Source organism: Rhodococcus sp. NPDC054953, assembly GCF_053609225.1.
On the sequence record NZ_JBSGXD010000019.1, the window covers coordinates 17,915 to 39,956 of the forward strand.

Sequence of the window (22,042 nt, forward strand, 5' to 3'; positions counted from 1 at the left end):
CATGGGCGTCACGGATGGCACCGTGCTCACGGTGGTGCTCGGCCCGGGCGGCCCGGTGCGGGGTGTGCGGGAGGTCCTGACCGACTTATCGGCGGCCGGTCTGGTGTCGGCGTTCGTCTGGGTGGACGACAGCGGTGTGTCCGCCCACGCGGCGCGCGTGAGTGCCTACGAGATCGACGGTGGTGTCACCCGGGCGGTGCAGCTGCAGGACCTGCTCGCCGCGCGCCGCGTCGACCGGGTCCGGGTCTGCGTGCTGGTGCCGTGCGCGGAGGGCACAACGCCGGTCACGGCCGAGACCGAGCGTGCCGTCGCCGAACTCGTCTCCTCGAATTCCGGTGGCGCGGACGTCGTTCGGCTTCGGCTGCTGCTCCTGCGTCCCGGTGACCGCCGTTCGGGGTCCGCCGTCATGACGCGGGCCGGATGGCACAATCTGCTGATCGCACCCGAAGAGTCGCGGGGTCCGGGCATGGGACACCTGTCGCTCCGGGCGACCGACGACTCGACCGCGGTCGGGCGGCACGCGGCCCCGGTGGTCGCCGGGGTGGCCGGGCTGTGGGCGGATGTCGCGCACGCGCCGTTCGACGGTGACCCGGTGCTGCCGGGCAACGCCCTGCGGGTGGTGCGCACCTTCTACCGTCGGCTCGACACCGCCGACGTCGAGCATCGGCTGCGACGCGAGGTGCTCGATTTCGGTGGGCAGCTGCCGCTGCCCCGCGACGCGGGAACGTCCGTGGTCTACGTGGAGGACGCGGCCTCCGCCGCGCACACGATGGCGCAGGCGGTGTGGGGTCGACACCGGCACCTGTTCCGGGGACCGAGGGTGGCTGCCCCGGCCGCACCGGAGCAGCAGCCGCTCGGGTTCGGGGCCGCCCTGACGATGTTCTTCTCCTTCCTGTGGGCCGTGCTGCGGAACGCCCCGACGGAGCTGTTCGCGCGGGCGGCGCACTCGGTCGCGGCCTCCACGGCGACCGTCGCCGACCGGGCGCTGCTCGGCGCGGTGCCGGGGGCGTACAAGATCGTCGTCAACGGTGTCGGCGCGGACGGCAGCCGGGTGGGCTGGGGCGACTACGAGGCCGCGACCCGCACGATCGCGGACACCCTCGACACGGCAGCATCCGGGCAGCGACCGGACAGCCAGGCGGGTGCCGCCGACCTGTCGGCGGTGTGGCGGGACTACGTGCGAGGTGGATTGACGCTCGCGGATGCGAGTGAGCGGTCCGCGGATCTGCCGCCCGCTCAGGTGGGTGCGCACCGGGCGATCGTGCGGTCGGCCTCGGATGTCGCGCCCGGGCCGGGCGACACCTTCACGGACCTGGCCGGGATCGTCTCGGCGACGCTGAACGTCCAGGCGATCGACCCGGTGGACCTGCTCGCGCTCGACGACGTGCGGCTGCAGTTGCGGGACCTCGAGCAGGACCCGGCGCTCGGCGTGGAGGCCCGGCGCGCCGGCACCGCGCTCGCCGGCTGGTGGGACCGGATGCGGGGCAGCTACGCGGCCGGGTTCGGTGGGATCCTCGTGCGCGGGTTGACCGACACCCGTGCCGAGGTACGGGTTCTCGCCGAGCGGATCGAGGCGGCGGTGACCCGCACCGACGTCGACGAGATCACCGCCGCGCGGCATCGCCGGCTGGTGCGCCTGGCGCAGCTGTCGTTCCTGGTGCTCCTCGCGGTAGCGGTCACCGCCGGAGTGCTGTCGTGGCTGGACGTGACCTCGTGGTGGATCGGCGGGTCGGTCATCGCCGCGGGCGTGCTGGCGTGGTCCGGGTTCCTCGCCCGCGAGTTCATGATCGAGCGGCATGGCGTGGCGCGGTTGGTGGCGGAACGTGAGGCAGCGACGCGGGCACTCGACGCGGATCGCGCGAATCTGCGTGTCGCACTGCGGGATGTGCAGCGTCTGTCGATGGCGTACCGCCAGTACCTGTCGTGGAGCCGGGCGCTGGGAGCGTTCCTCGGGAAGCCGCTCGGGGACAGCGACGAGGCGGCACCGACCCGGCGGTGGATCGAGTGGGGCCTGCCGCGTGGCACGGTGCTCGGCGCCGCCCGCCCCGACGCCGGGCAGGTGACCCGGCTCGCCGAGCAACTCCGGCACGACCTCCTGACGGTGGGCTGGCTCACCGAGCCGTGGGACGACCTGTGCGGGGCGGCGGGAGACCGGCTCGGCGCGGCGGCGCAGGACGTCCGCCGGAATCCGGAACTGCTCGCGTCGAAGGCCGGTGCGGGTTCGGGATCGGCGTTGGACGAGTGGTCGGTCCGGCTCGGTCGCGGTGAGATCACGGCGACCGATGCGGACGTCCTGTGGCGTCGCGCGCAGGACGGACTGGACCTGGTGAACGACCAGCGGGTGCGTCAGGTGCTCGATGCGGTCGACGCGGACGATCACACGCGCGGGGTGCGGATCAGCCTCGACGAGTTCCTCGCCGGGGTCGGCACCTCGGTGGACAAGGGGTTCTTCGATCGAGGGGTCTTCACCGATGTGGCGACCACGAAGGGGCTCACCGCCGTCGTCGGTGACCGATCGACCGTCGCGCGTGTCGGTCTCGGCATGGTCGCGGTGACCACCCAGTTCGGCGAGGGCATCTCGGATGAGGACCTCATCTCGGGAGAGGCGGACCGCGGACCCGAACCCGTTGTTCCCGTTGCCCCGGCGTTCGACATTCGTCCCGCGCAGCGGACCGGCGACGTGCTCACCGCCCCCGTCGTCCACCGCGCGCCGGTGGTGGACGGCATCGAGTTCTAAAGAGTGAGGGGACCCATGTCCGATACTGCGTTTGAGATTCTGGTCGGGGTGCGTCAGCGCCTGGTCGAGGCCGGCACCCTGCCCGGCGGGGTACTCAAGGACGCTCAACTGCAGCAGATCGTGCGGTCGAAGCGGCAGACGGTCGCCGAGGTCGAGCAGATGCTGCCGCGGAGCGCGAAGGACGCCGCCCCCGCCCTCGCGGAGGCGCTGACGGCGGCAGCCGAGCCAGCCGCCGCCGCAGGCGGACGCTGGCCGGGACCGTCGTCGCGGGGCGACGCACCGGCCGCCCGCCGCGATGACGCGCTGATCGATCTGGGCACCGCCGACTTCTGCGAGTATGCGCACGAGCAGTCGGATCACCCGGTCACCCGGGTGGTCGTCGCCCGCGAGCCGGGTGGCGGGCACCGCCTCAGCTGGGATCGCGTCGACGTCCAGCCTGGCGAGATCGCCCTGTACCGCGTCGTCACCGGTGAGGGGATGCGGGCGTACAAGCCCGAGGCCGGGCAGCTCGTCGGGGTGACCCAGGGGACGCACGTGGTGGACACGGCACCCCCGGCATCGGCGGTCCGCTACGTGCAGGTGTGGTGCCACGTCGGCAGCCACAATCGGGACGCGGCCCGCAGGCAGCCGATCCTGGTCGCGGAGGGGCAGATCCTCACCTCGGTCGCCGACTTCCTCGTCGTCGAGGACGAGGGCACCGTGATCGGACAGTGGTCGGCGTGGCCGGGCGTCGACAGGGTGCGCGTCCTGCGCATCCCGCTCGACGGTTCCGTTCAGATCGACAACGACCCGCGCCACCGGATCCTCGTCGACACCCCGAATCTCGGTGGCTTCGTGGATCCCGACGCCCGCCGCGGCATGCGGTACCTGTACCGCGCGATCTGCGAGATCGAGGTGGACGGCCGGACCCAACTGTCGCCGCCGGCCGAGGTGGAGGTCGCGGTCTCCGCGGTGCTGGCGCCGGTGACCGACCTGACCGTCGCCGTCGCGGACGGGCCGTCCGGCGACACCCGTTTCGGCCTGACCTGGACCCCGCCGCCGGTGGGGCGGGTGGTGATGTACCGGACGGCGACGCCGCCGCGGCCGGGCCTGTCCCGCACCGCCCTGGAGGACAGCGCGCTGGAGGTGTCCGGCGGGCTGCCCGCGTCGGCTCGGCTGGTCCATCCCATCGTCGCGGGGGACAACGGGGCCAACCGGATGGCCGACGTGTCCTGGCCCCGGGACTGGGTGCGGGCCTACTTCACCCCGGTGACCGTGCTCGACGGGCGGGTCCAGGTCGGCTCGACGGTGACCGCGACCCGGCCGCTGCCCGCGCTGAGCGACGTGCGGATCCACGAGCGCGGCTTCGAGCAGGTGCTCACGTTCCCCTGGCCTTCCGGCGCCGTGTCGGTCTCGGTTCATCTCAGCGCACCACTGATCGACGCGGGTGACGTCCTGTCCCGGCGACCCGATCTCGACATCTCCCGGTCCGAGTACGAGCGGGACGGCGGACTGTACTTCCCGCAGCCGCTGCCGCCGGCCGGATGCGCCGTCCATGTCGTCCCGGTCACCTACACGGCGGGGGAGCGGATCGTCGGGACGCCGGTCACCGTCCAGTACCCGGGTCTGCTGCGGATCTGGTACGACATCGTTGCGGCCGCCCCCGGTTCCGTTGCGGTGCGGCTGTCCTCGGAGATCGACACCCAGCACGCACCGCCATTCGTGTTGGTGCACAACCCGGAACGGCTGCCGCTGAGCGTCCGCGACGGCGATCCGCTGGCGGTTCGCGGATCCGCGGGCGCACCGGACACCGTGACTCGGCGATTCCAGCCCGCACGGTTGGGCCGACAGGTTGACGAATCCTGGATCGCCGATGTGACGAATCGGACCGGCTACCTGCGGGTGTTCGTCGACGTCGAACCCGAGGTGGCGCGGCGGGTCGCCGTCGTCGATCCGCCGATGGAACGGATTCGCCTCGATCCGCCCACCGAGCAGCCGCAATGATGAATCCCGATCGCGCGGATCTGCCGCGATTCGGTCAGCTCACGTACACCTCATTCGATCCTGCCTCGGGTGCGCAGCCGGGGGTCGGCGGATGGCAGGTCAAGGACGTCGCCGGGGCCGTCGACGCGGCCGAGGCAGATCTGATGCGCTCCGGCATCTCGACCCGATTCGAGACGGTCGGGGCGGCACCGGAATTCCCGACCCGGGCCGACCTGGACGGACGGCCGCGGCGGCTGATGTACGTGCCCGATGTGGACGGGCGCGGCTGCTACTGGCACACGGCGCCTGCGGGCCCGGATGCTGCCGGCCGTCCCGGCAACGTGTTCGCGCACGTCGTGTTGGATCGCGGGGCCCGGTCGGGGGAGGCGGCGTCGCGACCCGTCGAGTTGTGGCGATCACCCGGGTGGCTCGTCCCGTACGGGTCCGTCGAGGTCGACAGCGCCAGCCTCGCTGGAGTGCCCGAGCCGGCGGGAACGATGGACCGATCGTCGACCCTGGATTTCCTGCTGGACGAGGGCACCTGGCGGGTCGGTGTGCTGTGCGTGCTGCTCGATGCGGTCGCACGGGCTATGACGGGCGGCCCCGCCGTGGTGCTCGGCACGCACACCCCCGACGATGCCGCGCGGTGGATCGCGGCGGTCAGCCACTTCATGTCCCCCGGCGCGGCCCGACGCTTCGGCTGGTGCACGTTCGACCGCCGTCACGACCTCGACGAGACCGTCGCCCGCGGAGTGCATCTCACTGCGCTCCCGATCTCCGACCTCGACGGTGTGCCCAGCCGCCACACGGTGGTGGCCAGCAGCGAGACACCGCAGCTCGGGGAGTTCGGTGGTGACCCACACCGGACGGAACGCGGCGACGCGGTCCCCGTCACCGCGTGGTCGGTCCTCGCTCAGACGGCGCTCGTCGACGAGAGGGCCGCGGATCATGCACTGTCACGGCAGGATTCGGTGGCGCGCGAACTCGGTGACGTCGTACTGTCGCCGATGTGGCCGCTGGCAACGGCGATCCTCGAGGACCAGACATTGCACGACGCGGCGGGCGAGGCCGCTCGCGTGGTCCTCGAACAGACCCCTGACACGATCGACGACGAATCCGAGATCGCGCACATCGTCGCCGCGGTCGTCGACGACCACCTCGGTGACAGTGCCGAATCCGCGGCGGACGTGCTGGCGCATGGGGCCGACGAATGGTCGGCTGGAGCGCGGCGGCTCGCCGGCCGGGTGTTGTTGTTCCGTGCCCTCGACGACGAGGACTGGCGGTTAAGCGGTCCCGGGCGCTCGATGCGGGTGGATTCGGACTGGGTGTCGCAGGATGTCCTGTCGCGGGCGGCGCGGGTGATCGCCGAGCTGTGCGAACGCTGGATGCCCCGCGGTGCGATCGTTGACGGAGCGGCCGAGACGCTCATCACCCTCGACTTCATGGCCCGTGCCGACCTGGTGGATGCCGGTGCGGCGGCGCTTCTCTCCGCCCTGCTCGCCGACGTTGTGGTTCCGGTGCTGTGCGACCCCGCAGCGGGAGCGGAACTCGTCGCGGCCGCCGGCCCGATCGGTGAGCGGGCCTGGCGCGATCATGTGCTCCCCGCGCTGACCGTCCACCCCCTTATCACCGGCAGACCGCTCGGGAACCGCCTGCCTCGTCCGGTGCTGGCCGCGGCGTTCGCAGCCATTGGTGACGACACGCTGGCCGAGCTGGTCGCCGACCAGTGCCGCGTTGCCGACCCGTCGGCAATGCTCCTCGCCGAGGGCGCATTCCAGACCGTAACCGCCGGCGCGCTGGCCGAAGCGGCGTACGTGGCGCCACTCGCGCTGCGGCGCGCACTGTTCGAAGCGGCAGGGAGCGGGTGGGCGCCCACCGACATCGATCCCGTCGTCTTCGGATACCGATGGTCCGCGCGGGATTTCCTGGAACTGCTGGACGAGTTCCCCGATGCGCTGGCGCCGCGTCATGTCGAGGAGGCCATCGTCGGTGCGGCCTGGTCCGCCGATGTCGAGGAACTCACTGCGCGCATCCACGTTGCGGCGGGACGCCGGGCCGTGACCGATCGCGATCTACTGGCGGTGTCCTGGGCGATCGTGCGCGGCTGGTCCTGGGATGCCGTCGGGACGCAGGATCTGTGGGTGCTGCTGCGCGACCACGCCATGCCGGTCCTCGACAGCTGGGCTGCGGAGCGGACATCCGGGCTGCCGCAGGACCTTCTGGTGCGGCTGGCGGTGCTGATGGTTGCCGGTCACGCCTACCGGCTGCCGGGGCTGTCATCGCTCCCAGCCGCGCACGAGGACGCCCTGGTGCGTGCGGTGCGGGGAGACGAGCGCGCGGCAGTGGTCGCGGTGGCCACCCTGGTGCGGGCCGGAGCGATCGATCCCACCTGGGCGGCGGTCCATGCGGTGCTGAGTTCCCCGACGACTCCCCGCGTCGCGCCCGCATCGAACCTGTTGCGCCGGATGGAAATCGGACAACCGGAGGCGCGTAGCTCCCTTCTCGAGGCCGCGGTACGGACGGTGTGGTCCCAGGACATGCGCCGCACCCCCATCGACGAGGGGCAGCTGATGGAGGCGGTGCGCGCCGAGCTGGTCGCGTGGGGTGTCGCGGAGGCGGATTACGTGAGTGCGAGCGCCCGCCCCTTGGTGCGGAGCTGGATTGACGGTGGCAGGTGACGGTGTGCGGCGGTGTCGTGAGGTGAACGGATGTGAATCGACGGTGGAATCAGGTGACGGTGTGAGCCGCGGTAGGAAGGGGAAGCACTGATGCCGGGCTATGTTCTGGATGGTGCCGGGCGCGTCGACCTCCCGCGGCGAACGCTCGCCGTGACGGTGGATGCCGTCGGATCCCCCGTGCAGGTGCGGGCGCTCGCCGACGACGGGACCGCCCTCGCAGCGGCGGTGTATCCGCGTGAGGGATTCATGGTGCTGCCCCGGATCGAGGCCACCACGATGGTCGCGGCACGACCCGGTGACACCGGGGAGCCCTTCCCCGAGGGGACGATCCTGCATGTCGTCATCGGGGAGGACAGCGCGCTGCGGGCGGATCCCGAGCGGGCCGAACTCACCCCGATCGACGTGTCGGGCCTGCACCACGTCGAGCTCGCGACGATTCGGCCTGCGGGGGACCGACTGGAGGTCACCGCACGGAAGACCGCCGCGGATGTGCCGCTCGGTGAGTTGGCGATGCGGGCGAGGTCCGCCGCGCGGGGAGCGCTGCGCCTGGATCGGCTCCCTCCCCGGCTGCAGGTATCCGTCGAACTCGACATCGACACCACCTATTCGATGCTGCCCCGCATCGACGACGGCAGCATCCGGGCAATGGTCGAGATCGTCGCGGGGATCACTACCGTCATCGGAGCCGGGGAGTCCTTGCGGGTGAACCTGATCGGGCGGACCGTCACGACGCTCCCGTCGTGCGAGCTCCGTGATGTCGCGGACCGGGTGCAGGCGGCGTTGGATGTCGCCTCGCTCGGGGTCGGCTTCCGGCCAGCGTCCGTCGACCGCACGGATGCGGGAGGGTCGCACCAGGTGTTCTGCGTAACGGACCTGCCGCCCGCGGACCGCACCGAGGCTCGCGTCGTGGTTCTCTCCCCGGCGTGCGAGGAGGCGGCACCGGGAGTGACGGTGGTGGCGGAGATGCTCGGAGTCGGGGACCCGTCGTCGATGCTGTTGGCAACGCCGACCGAACTGTCCCGGATCGTCAAATCCCTGCTATCCGACATTGTGGCGCAGCAGGATGCGGAAGGTGTCACGCGATGACCAAGTGCCCACACTGCTTCGTGGACATCACCGACGCACGGTATGCGTGGGTAGCCGCCGAGCCGACGGAAACCGAGACGGACGAGGTTGCCTCCGCGTACCACGGCGGTACCGTCCGGTCCGGCAAGATCGTCGAACTCGAGCGCCCGGCCGACGCGGACGACGACTGGGCGCCGCCCGCCGGATACGCGGACGGGAAGGTCGGCGGGCCGGCCGTCGAGGTGTGCCCGGTCTGCCGATACCGGCTGCCCGCGGGATGGCGCGAGGCGCAGGCGACGTGCATCGCGATGGCGGGGGCCCGGGCCACCGGCAAGACCGTTTACATTGCGGTGCTGGTGAAGTCGCTGCAGCTGCTCGGGGAACGCCTCGGATTCGTGGTGGAACCGGCGACGCCCGAAACCGAGGTCAACTACTCCGAGCACTACGAGAAGCCGCTGTATCGGGAACGCGGCATCCTCGAGTCCACGCCCGCCGCGCACACCGGAAACCCGTACCAGCGGGAACCGCTGGTGTTCAGCCTCGGGACGTGGAAGGGGGTGCGGCGGTACCTGGTCATCCGTGACGTTGCGGGCGAGGACCTGGAGGACCCGAAGAACGTCACCGCACCGTCGATGCGGTTCTTCGCGCACGCCGACGGGGTGGTGTTCCTGTTCGACCCGCTGAAGGTCGACTCGGTGCGGTGGCAGCTCCAGGACCTGGTGCCAACGCAGGACCGGGTCGGCGGTGACCCCCGCGCGGTGCTGCGGACGGTGCTGTCGATCGTCGGCGACGGGGATCCGGCACTGGCCGTTGTCCTGTCGAAGTTTGATGCGCTGCACGCCCTGCAGCATGTGGAGGGCGGGGACTGGAGCGCCGTCATGTCCAACCGGGGGGCGGCGTTCTCCCGGGACTCCAGCCTGGTCCGGGCGCCGTACAACGAGCGGGATGGGCAGCTCCTACACGAGGAGGTGCGCAGCCTGCTGGCGAAGCTTGAGGCTCAGACAATGGTGCTGTCCGTCGAGCAGCCGCACACCGGCGCCGAGCTGCACAGCCGCTTCTTCGCCGTGTCCGCGCTGGGGGAGTCCCCGGTCGGCGACAGGCTGCACGAGTCCGGGATCTCCCCGTTCCGGGTGCTGGACCCGGTGCGCTGGATCCTCACCGGGCAGGGCGTCTGGGACTGAGGCCAGCGGCTTCGCAGCTCGACGGGTCTGGCAGGGTGACAGTGGTAGTCGGTAGCGGTAGAGCAGGGAGAATCGTGTGACCCACGTGGTGGCGACCATCAACCTCAAAGGTGGTGTCGGGAAGACAACAACCACCGCGGCGCTCGCCGAGACGCTCTCGGTGGAGTTCGGGAAGCGGGTGCTGCTGATCGACCTGGATCCGCAGACCAACCTGACGATCATGATGATCGGTGAACGGCGGTGGGGTGAACTCGACTCCGCAGGGCGGACCATTGCGGCCCTGTTCGAGGCGGCGCTCGGCGACCGCCCCGGACCGGTGGACGTGTCGACGCTGATCGAGCGACGGGTATCGCCGCTCTCGTCGGTCACCACAGTGGATCTGCTGCCGTCGTCGCTGCGGTTGATCGCGTTGCAGGATCGGGTGACCGACATCTGGGACGGACCCACCGAGGTGCTGACGCGGGCACTCAAGCCGGTGCTCTCCTACTACGACTACGTCCTCATCGACTGCCCGCCGAACCTCGGAGCGATGACCCTCAACGGACTGCGATTGGCGGACGGGTACATCATTCCGACGATCCCGGACGTGATGTCCACCTACGGCATCGGTCCGGTTCAGGAGCGGGTCCAGCAGTTCGCCGATGAATGGGGCACCAACATCGTCGAACTCGGGGTGGTGGTGACCAAGTACCGCAAATCGTCTGCGGTGCACCGCAACACCGTCGACGATCTGGTGAGGAGTCGGAAGGTTTCGATGGTGTTCCCGTCGGTGATCCCGGAGTCGAACCAGATCGCCGCGGCTGCTGAGTTCACGGACTTCGGCACCCTGCGGAAGAAGTATGGCAACGACGAGCAGTTTGCAGCGCTGCGCGCGCTGGCTCAGGACTTTATCGCGACGACGAAGGTACGGCTGGCATGGGCGTGAACGGAACGGATACGGAGGCGCTGCGTCGGCGGCGCGCGGGGACCGACGCAGAGACTTCGCTCGGTGCGCTGGTGACTGCGAACCCCGCTGCGGGAGAGGCATTGTCCCGGCTGGTGCACGTGATCGCGGCGGAGGCGGCCCGGACGCCCCGGTTCGCGAAGGCGCTTGCCGACGCGCTGGGCGGCGCGCCCACCCCGGTGCAGCCGCGCGCCGCGGCGAAGCCCGCCGCGCGATCGAAGCGGGCGCGAGGGCTACTTGACCCGTTCGCAGTGTTCGAGACCTCAGGGGAGCCGGGACTGCGGGCGCGGCTGAGCACCCTCACCGTCGACCAGCTCAAGGACATCGTCGCGGAGCAGGGCATGAACCACGACGGCGCGGCGATGCGGTGGAAGACGGCGTCGCGGCTGGTGGACCGGATCGTCGAGCGGGTGCAGGCGCGGTCGACGAAGGGGGACGTGCTCAGGTAACGCGGAGGTGCGGAGCTCCCGGCCGGGGTTCAGTTCGTGTTGAGTCTGCAGTATTCCTCGGTAGTCGCTGTGGCCGGTCACGGTTCCGTCGGATCAGTACGTTTCGACCGGGCCGAGACCAACCTGACAGGACACGATGTATGGCTCGAGTGTCGTGATGACGGCAGGGGCGGTGTACGCCGCCCCGGCCGTTGAAGGCGGCTCGATCGTCGGTGCATCTCTTGCGGTCGCTGCCCGCGGGTGGCAGTCCCTGAAGCAGGTCCACCCGAATCTAGCTAGGCCGTGATACGAAACTAACGCCGATCCGCACCGGGTTCCCCCTGGGTGGCGGCTTACCACCAAGACGCATCTGGTGTGCGAACAGGGCTGGCTACCCGCGAATGACGATCTCGATGGAATCGGGATCGACGTCATAGGTTTTTGCGAGTCCGGCCTTGGCCTGTGCGATCGTCAGAGCGGCTGCTTCCGCCGGAGGCTGCAGCGCTGTGTTGGTGGCACGTCGCTCGATTGTCTGGAACTCGACATCTGCAAGGCTGATGCCGAGATCGTTGAACTTGGTGTAGCGGACGGGGTTGCGGTCGCCAGCCCATACATCAGGCTGACTGATGCGTGCGTAATCGCCGATTTCGATCAGCCAGCGCCCAGCGGTGTCCGTGGACGGGCTGATGCGGGAGATTCGGCCGATGAGAAAGGCGCTGCCATGGGGCTCGCTTCCGTCGGCATAGTCCTCGAAATTGTGGGTGTTCTGCGCGCAGACCAACCATTCGCATTTTGCAGCGCGGGCGGGGTCGAGCTTCCATGCCTGGGACCCTCCTTCGCGGAGGATCCTCTCAGGGCTCTTGGCTGTGAACACGACAACGGTGTCTTCGACTTCGGTCATGGAACTAATGTAGCAACTATCTTGAAAGTATTCAAAAAGTATCAACGAAGTATCATTTATTCGGTTGGGTTTGGATGTCGCTGATGGATGGTCGAGCAGTGATCGTCATGCTCTCGAAGCGCGTCGAGCCTCATCGCGGAGCGCATCGAGCTTTCGGCCGTCTCTGAGACGCCAGGTCGTCCAGCCATTGACCGAGTACCCCACACAGGCACTGAGTGCCGTCGAGGGCGCCCCGTATCGTACGGCCCCGACGCGTATCGCGCCGTCGGGCTCGATCGTTGCGACATGACGAAGCCCCTTCTTTCTCTCTTCGAAGTTGAGTGTGTCACCGGGATTGAGGTACCCCAGATCGAGCAGGAGTGCGAGGTCCTCGTCGTAGTTGACTGAGCGTGATCGGCCTTGTGCCCCAACTCGACTTCGTTGCCGCTCGAGTCGAGTAGGCGACGGTCCGCTGGCATTGGGTTGTACGCGATCGGGTGCTGGGGACGGGGGTGCGGACCTTGACGAGGGCGTCCTGTGCTCCGGACGTCTCCGCGCTCCGGCCTCGGATGTCGCTTCCCGATCTTGCAGGGCCTTGAGCGTGATGCCGCTCGCTGTCCTCCAATCGAGGCGACCGTTCCGGCTGGATCCGCACAACACTGTGGCCGCAGCAGATGGGCTGTCGAACACGTAGTCCTGCATCAGGATCAGCTGCGTCGGGGACCACTCGCGGAGAATCCCGTCGGCGGTCAACTGCTCGCGGAGCTTTCTGTAACTGGTCATCTCGCCGGTCGCGCGTCGAGCGAGGGAGTTCGCGGCAACGATGAATCCGCGTGAATCGTCTTGCCCTTCAGCTTGAACATCGCGTGAAGTGAGGAAGAATCGTCGGCTGGCGACGTCGTGCTCGTGTATCGCCGATGCCTCGGCCGGTGAGGAATCAGGCTCCGCCTTGGAGATCGGCTGGGCTGCAATCGGTGTAAGTCTCCGCCCAGTGTCGAATGCAACGACGCCGAGCAGCGGAAAGAGCGGAAGTGCTTCGTCGAGGAACACCTCCATGTCGGACTCCTCGGCCTCGCCGAGGCCAACCGGTTCGGGCGCGGTTCCGTTGTCCAGGCCGACCGTTCCGGTGCGGTGTGCGATCTCGATCAGGCGTGACTCCAGATAGCGCACATGTGCTTTGTTGAGATAGTCGTTTTGACTGGTCAGGACGTAGCCCCGTGTCCAGAAATCCTTCGACTTGTGGTGGCTATCGATCCTGGTCAGGACCACATCACCCTCGCCGATGTACGCCGTTTCGTTGTGGGGTCCGCCGCTGGACGGGCCGATGAGGACATACACGCCCGTCAGGTTGAGTTCAGGTCGACTCCGAGCGTCGGCGTAGTCTGCGCGGGAGAACGCGACTAATGAGCCGGTCCATCCAGGGCGTGTGACAACTCGGACCCCATCAGGATGCCCATCGGTCAGGTAGATGTGTATCGACCGACCGCGGTTCCGGCGATTCACCGGCTCTCCAATACAGTGCCACCCAACAGTTCCGACTTTTTCCCGCTCCACGTCACCACGAGCGCGTCCCGCGCCCGGCTGGCCGCGACGTACAGCAGCGACCGCTCCCGCAGCAGCGCCTCGCCGTGTTCCTCCTCGGGCACGGTCCGCAGGGTCGCGGCGGACGGGACATGGGTGTCGTCGATGCCGGCGAGGACGACGCGGGAGAACTCCATGCCCTTGGACCGGTGCATGGTGAGCACCTGGACGTGGCCGGCGGTCGCGGGATTGCTGTCGAGTGCGCGCGCGTCGATGCCGCGTTCGCCGAGGGCCCGGACGAACTGGGTGCGGTCGGCCTGGCCGCGGGTGAGCACGGCGATGGTGGACGGGTCGACGTCGGCGTCGAGCCAGGCGCGGACTTCCTGTGCGACCTTGTCGAGTTCGTCTGCGGCGTCACCGCATTCGAGCAGTCGGGGGTCGGGTCCGAGCCGGGCCGACCGGTACCCGCCGGTGGACTCCTCGCCCTGCTCGAGGTCCTTGTACTCGGCACCGGACAGGATGCTCACCGCGAAGTGCAGGTTCTGCGCGGTGGTCCGGTAGTTCAGCGTCAGCCGCCGCGACCGGCCGACGATCTTGATCCCGAAGCGGGACAGCACCACCGGCTGCCCGTAGATCCGCTGGTGCGAATCCTCCGCGATGAACAGATCGTTCAGGCCCTCGGCAACCAGGGCCCGCAGCAGCGCCCAGTGGGTGGCGTGCAGGTCCTGCGCCTCGTCGACGATGACGTGGTCCGCGACGTGCCCGCCGCCGGACTCGCCGCGCAGCCGCATGTGCTCGGCCGCCAACGCCAGGACCTCCGCGAAGCTGAGGCTGCCGTCCATCCGGCTCTGCCGCCGGTACGCCTCGACCAGCTTCCACACCGCGATCCGCTGCGGGCGGCTCAGCCGCACCCCGCGGCCGGGCCGGGCGACCTTCGCGTACTGCTCGAGCGTCGTCACCTTGTTCGCGAGGATCACCGCGACGTACTCGTTGTCGAGGAAGCCTGGCGTCGCGAGCCAGGCGTCGAGGCCGCTGTCCACCGACTGCGCCGCATCGCGCCACACCCGATCGCTCACAGTGCGATTGTTCGTGACCTCGATGCTGCGGGACCCGAGCACCGTCTCCGCCGCATCGGCGACGTCGGCGGCCAGGTTCAGCACGGCGTTGCCGAGCTTGTCGATGCCCGCGACGTACACGCCGGGCTCGCCGGGCTTGCCCGCGATCCGCACGTCCGGGTCGAGCGCCCGCAGGTCCGCCTCGAGGCCCATCGCGAGGGTCTTGTTGTAGGTGGTCAGCACGATCCGCGCGTCGGGGTTCGCCTTCGCGAGGTGCCGGGCCCGGTGGATCGCGACAACGGTCTTGCCGGTGCCTGCACCGCCGGAGAGCCGGAACGCGCCGTTGAAGTCCTTCTCCGCGTACGCCCGCTGCTCGGGGTGCAGGAACGTCCGCCACGCCGCGAAGTCGCCGCCCTCGATGACGCGGCGCAGCTCCTCGTCGTCCTCGACGAACGCGAACTGCATCTTCGACGCCGGCCGCTCCAGCGCGGCGAGGATCTGCTCGTCCTCGTCGAGGGTGTCGTCGACCGGGCTGTCGGTGAAGCCGTGCTTCTCCCGGATCGTGTCGATGTGCAGGCCCGTCGCGAGGTCGAGCAGGGCGCTGCCCTGCCAGCCGACCGCGTTCGCGGCGATGTCCAGGAGGGTGTCCTCGTCGGTGGCGGCGTACGCGCGTTCGGCGACGTCCGGCTCGAGGCCCAACCGGTCGGTGAGGTCGGTGAGGCTGAACCGTTCCGCGAGGTACGACGTGGACTGTGCCTTGAGGGCGCGGTCCAGCTCGCCGCGCGGGTCGGGGACGACGGTGCGCTTCTTGCGGTCGTCCTCGCCGTCGAGGTCCCCGATGATGCCTTCGAGGACACCGTTGATCGGGTTCACCCGCAGCCGTGAGCGTTCCGCCAGCTTGTTGGCCTCGTCGTGCGGCCAGGTTCCCATGTAGATGAACGTCGGGTCGTCGCCGAGCTTGTCGTCGACCTTGAACAGGATCGCCCGGAAATGCAGGTCCACCCGGCCGGTGCGGACGCGGGGGTCGGCGGCGGCGTGCAGCGGCTCGATGTGCAGGCCGGGTGCGGTGTGGTCGGCGGACAGCTTCTCGATGAACGCCCACACCTTGTCCTTGGTGCCCTTGTCGAGCTTGCGCATCGCCTTGGTGTTGGACGCGATCACCAGGTTCGCCACTTACGCCACTCCGTTCGTCAACGCTGCCGCGATCATCTCGGCGTCCGGTGGGCACAGCGTCCACCCGGCCTCGGTCATCGTATGGGCCGCGTCGTCGTCCGCGTCGAGCAGCACGCCGACCCGCACCTCGCCCCACGCGAAGTCCACCACCTCGCCGTCGTCGGTCTCGTAGCCGACGGTGGGGACGGGCAGGTCGGCGGCGGCGAGCGCGAGCACCATCTGCTTCTCGGCGTCGGAGACGGTGGAGTCGTACACGGCCTGCCAGTGCGGGGCGAGCTCGGCGGTCGGGGTGACCGTCGGTGCGCCGCCACCGGATTCAAGCTGTCTGCGGGTCGTGACGCGGTGGCGGTCGCTGAGCCCGAGCCAGTTCGACAGCCGCAGCCACTCCTTCCACGCCCGTCCGTCATGGATCTCGAGTGCCTCGTCCCGGTCGTCCAGGGCGAGGACGGCGTGGATGATGCGGCTGCCGGGGAGCATCGCGGCGGTGAGGACGAGTGGGCCGTCCGCGTACGACCAGCACATGTCGGCGCCGTCCCCGAACGCCGCAGGCTGGTCGTCCAGCAGGGCGCGGGCGCCGGCGGCGAGCGCGTCGCTGCTGCCCTTGGCCCGGTTGTCGCCGCGGACGAACATCATCGGCAGCCACCGCGCGGCCGCCTCCCACGCCTCGAGGTCCGGGTCCACCAGGAACGACAGCAGCTGGGTGATCGGGTCCGCGGTGAGCAGCTTGACCAGTGCCGGACGCAGGTTCCCGGCCCCCATCGTCTGCGACGCGGCCCGTTCGGTGTGCCAGGGCGGCGTCACCGTCTCGTTCGCCATGAACCGTTGCAGGTCCTCGTGCCCGAACGACCACACCAGGTGACCGCTCTCGCGCAGGACCGCCCGCTTGGCGGCGTCGTCGGCGACCCGGTTGCAGGCGGGAGTCGCGTGGAACCGGCGGCCGTCCGCGAAGATCGCGATCCGGGGGATCGTCGAATCGTTGGTGGCCAGCTCGAAGTCGGGTTTCGAGTTCGCCATGTGCACCTGCGGGGTGAGCTTCCAGGTGCGAATCTTCTTGCCGGGCAGCGTGATCGTCGCGGACGGGCCGTAGGTACCGGGGGTCTGCTTCACCGTCGCGCCCATGCTGCGCAGCCGCTCCACGACGGCGACGTAGAACTCCTTCTCCAGCGGCGACTCCTCGCTGCCGACGGGTGCGGCGGGCGCCTCCTCGGTGACGGCGCCGAGCCACACGCCCCGGTCCGGTTCGGCGTCGCCGTCCACCCCGAGCAGCTGGTCGAGCACCCGGGCGGCGACCGTGCGGGACACCCTGTCGAGCTCGTGCGGCGGCGCGAACGGCAGCAGGCACTTGTGGCAGGCGAGCCGGTCGTGGTCGGCGCAGTCGCAGCCGCGCACCACGGTGCGGGCGGCGTCGAGCACCGCCCACACCTTGCCCGGGTCGGCGAACTCGGCGAGGTAGCCGGTGCCGCCGGGGACGGTGTCGTGGATCAGCAGCGCCCGCTGGCTGGGGGCGTGCAGGGCGTCGGTGATGGTCGCGACGTCGAGGTGTTCGGGGGAGCCGCCGATCACCTGCCGCAGGCCCAGCAGGATTGCCGCGGACAGGCTGGGGTGCGCGAACAGGTCGTACTCCAACGCGCGCGGCAGGTGCAGCAGCACCCCCTGGGTGCGCAGGGTGCGGGCCAGGGCGATCTCCCGGACGTGCTCGGTGGTCGAGTTGCGGTGTCGGCACCAGCTGCGGTGCTCGTACCGGCTGTTGCGGCCGGCCGCCTTGTCGAGCTGCCCGCAGGAGGAGCACACCCGGAACAGGCCGGTGGTGGTCTCCTGCCCGGCGATGGTGCGGGTACCGCCCTGCGAGGTGCGTCGGCCCATGTTCAGCCAGCGAACGTCCATGCGGCGCAGGTACTCCGCACCGAACTCGAGGTCACCGACGAACCAGGCCCGGTCCACGTTGACGGGGTCGATGTCGGCGGCGGTGACGACGGTGAACGACTCCTTGTGCCGTTCGTCGCGGGAGTCGGTGATGGACGCCTCGTCGCGGCGGACCTCCGCGGACACCCGCGCCATCTCGACGACCTGCAGTTGCTGGCTGACGTCGGCGATGGCGCCGGTCCCGCAGCGTGGGCACGCGGTGACCGTCGGCGGCTCCTCCCCGTTGAGGGTGATGCCGGCCCACCCGCACTGCGGGCACAGCCGCCAGGTGTGGATGTTGGACTCGCCGGCGCCGAGGTCGACGGCGTCGATGCGGGCGGCGAGGCCCTGCGCGTAGAAGGTGGCGCCGGGCGCGAGTTCGGTGAGCGCGACCCGGGAGCCGCGCTGGTAGCTGGTGGCCTCGCCCATGTACTGGTGGGTGTCGGGGTCGATCCAGGTGACGCCGACGTCGAGGGTCACCGAGTCGTCGAGGAGGGTGTAGTTGGGCAGCACGCCGTAGCGTTCGAGGACGCTGATCCAGTAGTCGTCGGTGAGGTCGTGGATCTGCCCGCCGAGGAGCCGCAGCGAGCCCTTGGCGGCGCGCAGGTCTCGCAGGTCGTCGTCGGTGGCGGCCGGCGACGACGCGCGGCGTTCGAACTCCGGCATCTCGGCGTCGACGGCGGCGCGGCGGGCGGTGAGCTCGGTGAGGTCCCGGTTCCAGCGGTGCACGGCCTCCCGCAGGTCTGCTACCAGGCCGCTCGGCTCGTCGCCGCCGGGGGTTGCCCAGGCGCGCAACGAGTCCCGGGAGTGCTCGTCGAGGACGCCGTCGAACTGGGCGAGGAAGCCGTCGACGAGAGCGGCCGCGTCGGCGTCCACCGCGGTGAGGACGCGGGCCATCCAGGAGCCCTCGTCGAAGCTGCCGAGCACCGCGCGGGCGCCGCGGGGCGCGACGGTGTTCGGGTCGCGGGCGAGCCGGTCGATGACGTGCGCGACGTACTGGCGCTGCAGGATCTCCTCGGCGGTGAGGAAGGTGGCGGGCGGGCGGACGTCGCCCTGGATCACCGACGTCGGGTCGTACAGCTTGGGCAGGTGCTCGCCGCGGCCGCGGACGAACGCGAGCACTAGCGAGTTGCCGGTGAGGCGCCCGGCGCGGCCGACGCGCTGCAGGTAGGAGGAGACGGTGCGCGGCAGCGAGCCGAGTATCACGGTGGACAGGTCGCCGATGTCGATGCCCATCTCCAGGGTGGGGGTGGCGACAAGGACGTTGGGGGCTTGCGGGTCGGCGCCGCCGCGTTTGAACGCGGTCTCGTAGCCGAGCCGGGTCGCCGTCGGCAGCAGGGAGGTGTGTTCGCGGGCGACGACGCGCTTCATCTCGGCGCCGTCATAGAGGCGACGGTAGAAGTTCTGCGGCTTGGCGGCGCGGGCGAGGGTGCCGGGGCAGCGGACGAGAAGGCAGGGGGCGCCGTCGAGTTCGTCGACGACGGTGCCGCTGCCGGGGGTGGGGGTCTGGCAGATGCTGCAGACCAGCAGGTGCCTGCCCGCGGCGAGGTCCTCGTCGGTGGGGGCGGTGACGGTGACCGCGGCGGCGGGCAGCGAGTAGGCGGTGAGCCCGGCCTCGGTGAGGACGGCGGTGAGTACCCGCTGCTCGGCGAGGACGGAGAACAGGGAACGGGCCAGGAAGCTGCCGTCGAAGGGGGAGACGTTCAGGCACTGCGACGCCCACCGGGCATACCACGACGACTGGGCGGTGATCGCGTCGAATCCCTCGGGGACGGAACGTGATCCGACGGCGGGGAACGCGGGCGCGGGACGGCCCTTCGGAAAGGCGGGCATGCCCTCGCCCTTGGGGCGGGCGCCCCACACCCAGCGCCGGTTGGCGTCCTTCTCGATGTAGGTGCGCAGCCACGGGTGGCCGATGGCGCCGCGGGTGCGGACCCGTTCGACGGTGCCGCGGACCCAGCGGGTGATCGCCGCGGCGTCCGGTGGGGTGAGGGACAGCTGGTGTTCGGCGGCGTTGAGGGCGGCGCGGCCGAGCCGGACGGGACGCTCCGGTCCGCCGAGGTCGACCTCGGCGACGGCGCTGCCGGTGAGTTCGAGGGTGCGGCCGAGCCGGGACTGCAACCCGAACTCCAGGTCGATGTCGAACTGGAGGCGCCGCAGGACCTTCGCGGTCGCCTTCTTGCGGGCGGCCGTGGATGCGTCCGCCGTCCAAAACGGGGTGAACTCGTCGTGGTCGACGATGTCGGGGGCGAGCAGGTGGTAGCGGCGGGCCGGGTCGTCGCCGGCGCGGGCGACGACGGCCTCACACAGCTCCGGCAGCGTGAGCGCGGAACTGCCGATGGCGCTGCGCAGGGTGGAGCGCAGGCTGAGGGTGTGGGAGCGGGCCTGCACGAAGCCGGCGCGGTGCGCGGCGTCCTGCACGCTGTCGGTGAACATCAACGCCTTCTTCTCGTCGGCGTCGAGTCGGGCGTCGCCGAACAGGTTCGACAGCGTCACCGAGAGTTGGGTGGCGACGGCGCTGCCGAGGAACCGGATGCCGTCGGCGGCCCCGCACGCCGGGCACATGTCGTTCTTGGACTCCTCCTCCACGTTCTCGCCGGTGAGGACCAGCACGGGCAGCACCTTGCCCTCCAACTGGTCGGTGCCGTCGGGATCGGGCGCGGTGTCGGCGATCTCGCGGTCGTCGATGCGGAACCAGCGAAGCCCCTCCACCGCGTCGGGGCGGGTGGCGGCCAGCAGGGCCTCGGCGGGCGCGGAGATCAGCGCCCGGAACCGGGAGGCGCCGGAGGCGTGGTCGGCGCGGATGGACTCGTCGGTGACGTCGAGGGTGGCGCCGGTGGGGGCGAGGCGGGCGCCCCACCCGGAGCGGCCGCAGTGCCGGCAGTACAGCGCCGGCAGGTGCAGGACGTCGCCGTCCTCGTGGACGCCGTCGTCGGACCAGCGGTAGGAGGTGCCGGCGGCGACGGCCCGGTCGATGCGGGACAGCTCCCGGATCCACAGGTGCACATCGACGTTCAGGGCGGCGCGGCCGATCTCGGCACGTAGGTGCGAGAGCGCCGCGAACAGGTGGTCGAGGAAGCGCCCTCGCGCGGCGTGGACGCGGCGGGCGTCGCGGTCGGCGGCGGGGGCGTCGAAGAGCGCGTCGGCGAGGTCGGCGACGGAGACCGCGTCGACGGCGCGGCCGAGGAGCCGGGCCAGCAGCGGGTGCCCCTTGAGCAGGTGCAGCTGTTCGACGGGGTCGAGGTGGCGCAGGTCGGTGGGGGTGAGGCGGCGGTCGGTGTCGAGGTCGTCGGTGGCCGCGAACAGTTCGGTGCGTTCGAACATCTCCGCCCGCTCGAACAGTTCGGCGAGCACGGCCGCGGTCAGCGCCGCGTTGCCGGGCAAGTGCGCCGCAACCTCGTCGAGGCGCTGCGCGGCGTCGGTGACGGCGGGCGCGACGGGCCGGTACAACCGGTCGAGGGCGGCGTCGCGGTCGGCGAGCCAGTCGGCGGCGGTGAGCCGGGTCTCGCCGATGACGGCGCCCGCGTCGATTTTTTCGCCGAAGACGGTGTGCGCGAAGTCGAGCATCGCGGTGGGTTCGGCCTTGGAGCCGAGGGTGGCGGAGGTGGCGACAGGTGTGATGCGGCCGAGCGGGCGGGCCCGATCCGCGTCGGTGGCGGGGGAGGAGTCGGCCCAGTGCGCCTTGACGGTGAGGCCGAGGCGGCGCAGCAGCATCGCGACGTCGGTGCCCTGCGCGCCGTCGTAGGTGTGGAATTCGTCGAGGACGACGTACTGCAGCGAGTCGGCGGAGAGGCGCCAGATGTCGGCGCGGTCGGGATGCAGCAGCAGGTGGTCGAGCATCTTGTAGTTGGTGAGCAGGATGTCCGGGGGAGCGGAGTGCATGAGGGAGCGGTCGGTGACGAGGCCGTCCTCGGTGACCTTGGTGCGTCCGCCGGTGGACTGCTCGCCGGTGTAGAGGCCGGCGGTGACGCCGGACAGTTCGGGATGCTGCGTGATGAGGCGGGCGAGGCGCTCGGCCTGGTCGTTGGCGAGCGCGTTCATCGGATAGAGGATGAGCGCCTTCATCCCGGTGACGCCGGCGGCTTTGGCGCGCAGGACGTGGTCGAGGATCGGGTAGAGGAACGCCTCGGTCTTACCGGAGCCGGTGCCGGTGGTCACCAGAGTCGGCTGCGGGCGGTCGTGGAACTTGGTGGAGAGGCGCTCGAATGCAGTGGCCTGGTGGCCGTAGGGGACGAACCCTGTTGGCCACCAGTCCAGGTGCATCCCCCAGTTGCCGCCGGCCGGCGCGAACGGCAGACGGAGACGGACGTAGGGCCCCTTGAACATGCCGGTGTCGGGGTGGCCGACGAAGTCCGACAGGGCAGCCTGGGCGTCGGGGTCAGTCAGGGCGAATGTCGTTGCGAGGTAGTCAGTTAGGCCGTCACGCAGGTGGTTAGCCTGGAGGGTTGGTAAGAGTGGTCCCATGTCGCTACCTGCCATTCCGTCTGTCTCTAGCGCCATGTCGATCGACGACAGGA

11 protein-coding genes are annotated in these 22,042 nt (G+C 70.2%); 7 read left to right on the forward strand and 4 right to left on the reverse strand.

From position 1 onward, the window contains the following. Nucleotide 1: 1 nt before the first annotated feature. The 7 genes from ACWF62_RS14225 (at nt 2) to ACWF62_RS14255 (ending at nt 11,015) form a co-directional block, all read left to right on the forward strand. On the forward strand, nt 2-2,737 hold the full coding sequence (locus ACWF62_RS14225; RefSeq protein ID WP_452630395.1) for a magnesium transporter: 2,736 nt from the start codon (nt 2-4) through the stop codon (nt 2,735-2,737). A 15-nt stretch (nt 2,738-2,752) separates the two neighbouring features. Continuing rightward, nucleotides 2,753-4,720: a hypothetical protein gene (locus ACWF62_RS14230; protein ID WP_452630396.1), complete on the forward strand. Its 1,968-nt coding sequence runs from the start codon at nt 2,753-2,755 to the stop codon at nt 4,718-4,720. Continuing rightward, nucleotides 4,717-7,377: a GAP1-N2 domain-containing protein gene (locus ACWF62_RS14235; protein WP_452630397.1), complete on the forward strand. Its 2,661-nt coding sequence runs from the start codon at nt 4,717-4,719 to the stop codon at nt 7,375-7,377. The genes ACWF62_RS14230 and ACWF62_RS14235 overlap by 4 nt, the downstream gene beginning before the upstream one ends. A 90-nt stretch (nt 7,378-7,467) precedes the next feature. After that, nucleotides 7,468-8,463: a hypothetical protein gene (locus ACWF62_RS14240; RefSeq protein ID WP_452630398.1), complete on the forward strand. Its 996-nt coding sequence runs from the start codon at nt 7,468-7,470 to the stop codon at nt 8,461-8,463. Beyond that, nucleotides 8,460-9,623, forward strand: coding sequence for a hypothetical protein (locus ACWF62_RS14245; protein ID WP_452630399.1), 1,164 nt, complete (start codon nt 8,460-8,462; stop codon nt 9,621-9,623). The genes ACWF62_RS14240 and ACWF62_RS14245 overlap by 4 nt, the downstream gene beginning before the upstream one ends. Before the next feature lie 76 nt (nt 9,624-9,699). Further along, nucleotides 9,700-10,548 carry a ParA family protein gene (locus tag ACWF62_RS14250; RefSeq protein ID WP_452630400.1) on the forward strand — a complete coding sequence of 283 codons (849 nt, stop codon included), beginning with the start codon at nt 9,700-9,702 and terminating at the stop codon, nt 10,546-10,548. Nucleotides 10,549-10,619: 71 nt separating this feature from the next. After that, complete coding sequence (locus ACWF62_RS14255) at nt 10,620-11,015, forward strand: hypothetical protein (protein WP_452630401.1); 396 nt, start codon at nt 10,620-10,622, stop codon at nt 11,013-11,015. Between the two features lie 370 nt (nt 11,016-11,385). Here the strand turns inward: ACWF62_RS14255 and ACWF62_RS14260 are convergent, their stop codons facing one another. The 4 genes from ACWF62_RS14260 to ACWF62_RS14275 form a co-directional block, all read right to left on the reverse strand. Then, nucleotides 11,386-11,895 carry a hypothetical protein gene (locus ACWF62_RS14260; RefSeq protein ID WP_452630403.1) on the reverse strand — a complete coding sequence of 170 codons (510 nt, stop codon included), beginning with the start codon at nt 11,893-11,895 and terminating at the stop codon, nt 11,386-11,388. A 105-nt stretch (nt 11,896-12,000) separates the two neighbouring features. Then, nucleotides 12,001-13,212 (reverse strand): DUF4357 domain-containing protein, encoded by a 1,212-nt coding sequence (locus ACWF62_RS14265; RefSeq protein WP_452630405.1) that lies wholly within the window; start codon nt 13,210-13,212, stop codon nt 12,001-12,003. Between the two features lie 161 nt (nt 13,213-13,373). Next, the gene (locus ACWF62_RS14270) at nt 13,374-15,623 is read right to left on the reverse strand and encodes a 3'-5' exonuclease (RefSeq protein ID WP_452630407.1); all 2,250 of its coding nucleotides are present in this window, start codon (nt 15,621-15,623) and stop codon (nt 13,374-13,376) included. Beyond that, nucleotides 15,624-21,989, reverse strand: a complete 6,366-nt coding sequence (locus ACWF62_RS14275) for a DEAD/DEAH box helicase (protein WP_452630450.1) — start codon at nt 21,987-21,989, stop codon at nt 15,624-15,626. Between the last annotated feature and the right edge of the window lie 53 nt (nt 21,990-22,042).

Bases quoted from the DNA above. Each gene is read 5' to 3' on its own strand.
- ACWF62_RS14225 (WP_452630395.1), top strand. From the start codon at position 2: ATGGGCGTCACGGATGGCACCGTGCTCACGGTGGTGCTCGGCCCGGGC.
- ACWF62_RS14230 (WP_452630396.1), top strand. From the start codon at position 2,753: ATGTCCGATACTGCGTTTGAGATTCTGGTCGGGGTGCGTCAGCGCCTG.
- ACWF62_RS14235 (WP_452630397.1), top strand. From the start codon at position 4,717: ATGATGAATCCCGATCGCGCGGATCTGCCGCGATTCGGTCAGCTCACG.
- ACWF62_RS14240 (WP_452630398.1), top strand. From the start codon at position 7,468: ATGCCGGGCTATGTTCTGGATGGTGCCGGGCGCGTCGACCTCCCGCGG.
- ACWF62_RS14245 (WP_452630399.1), top strand. From the start codon at position 8,460: ATGACCAAGTGCCCACACTGCTTCGTGGACATCACCGACGCACGGTAT.
- ACWF62_RS14260 (WP_452630403.1), bottom strand. From the start codon at position 11,895: ATGACCGAAGTCGAAGACACCGTTGTCGTGTTCACAGCCAAGAGCCCT.
- ACWF62_RS14275 (WP_452630450.1), bottom strand. From the start codon at position 21,989: ATGGGACCACTCTTACCAACCCTCCAGGCTAACCACCTGCGTGACGGC.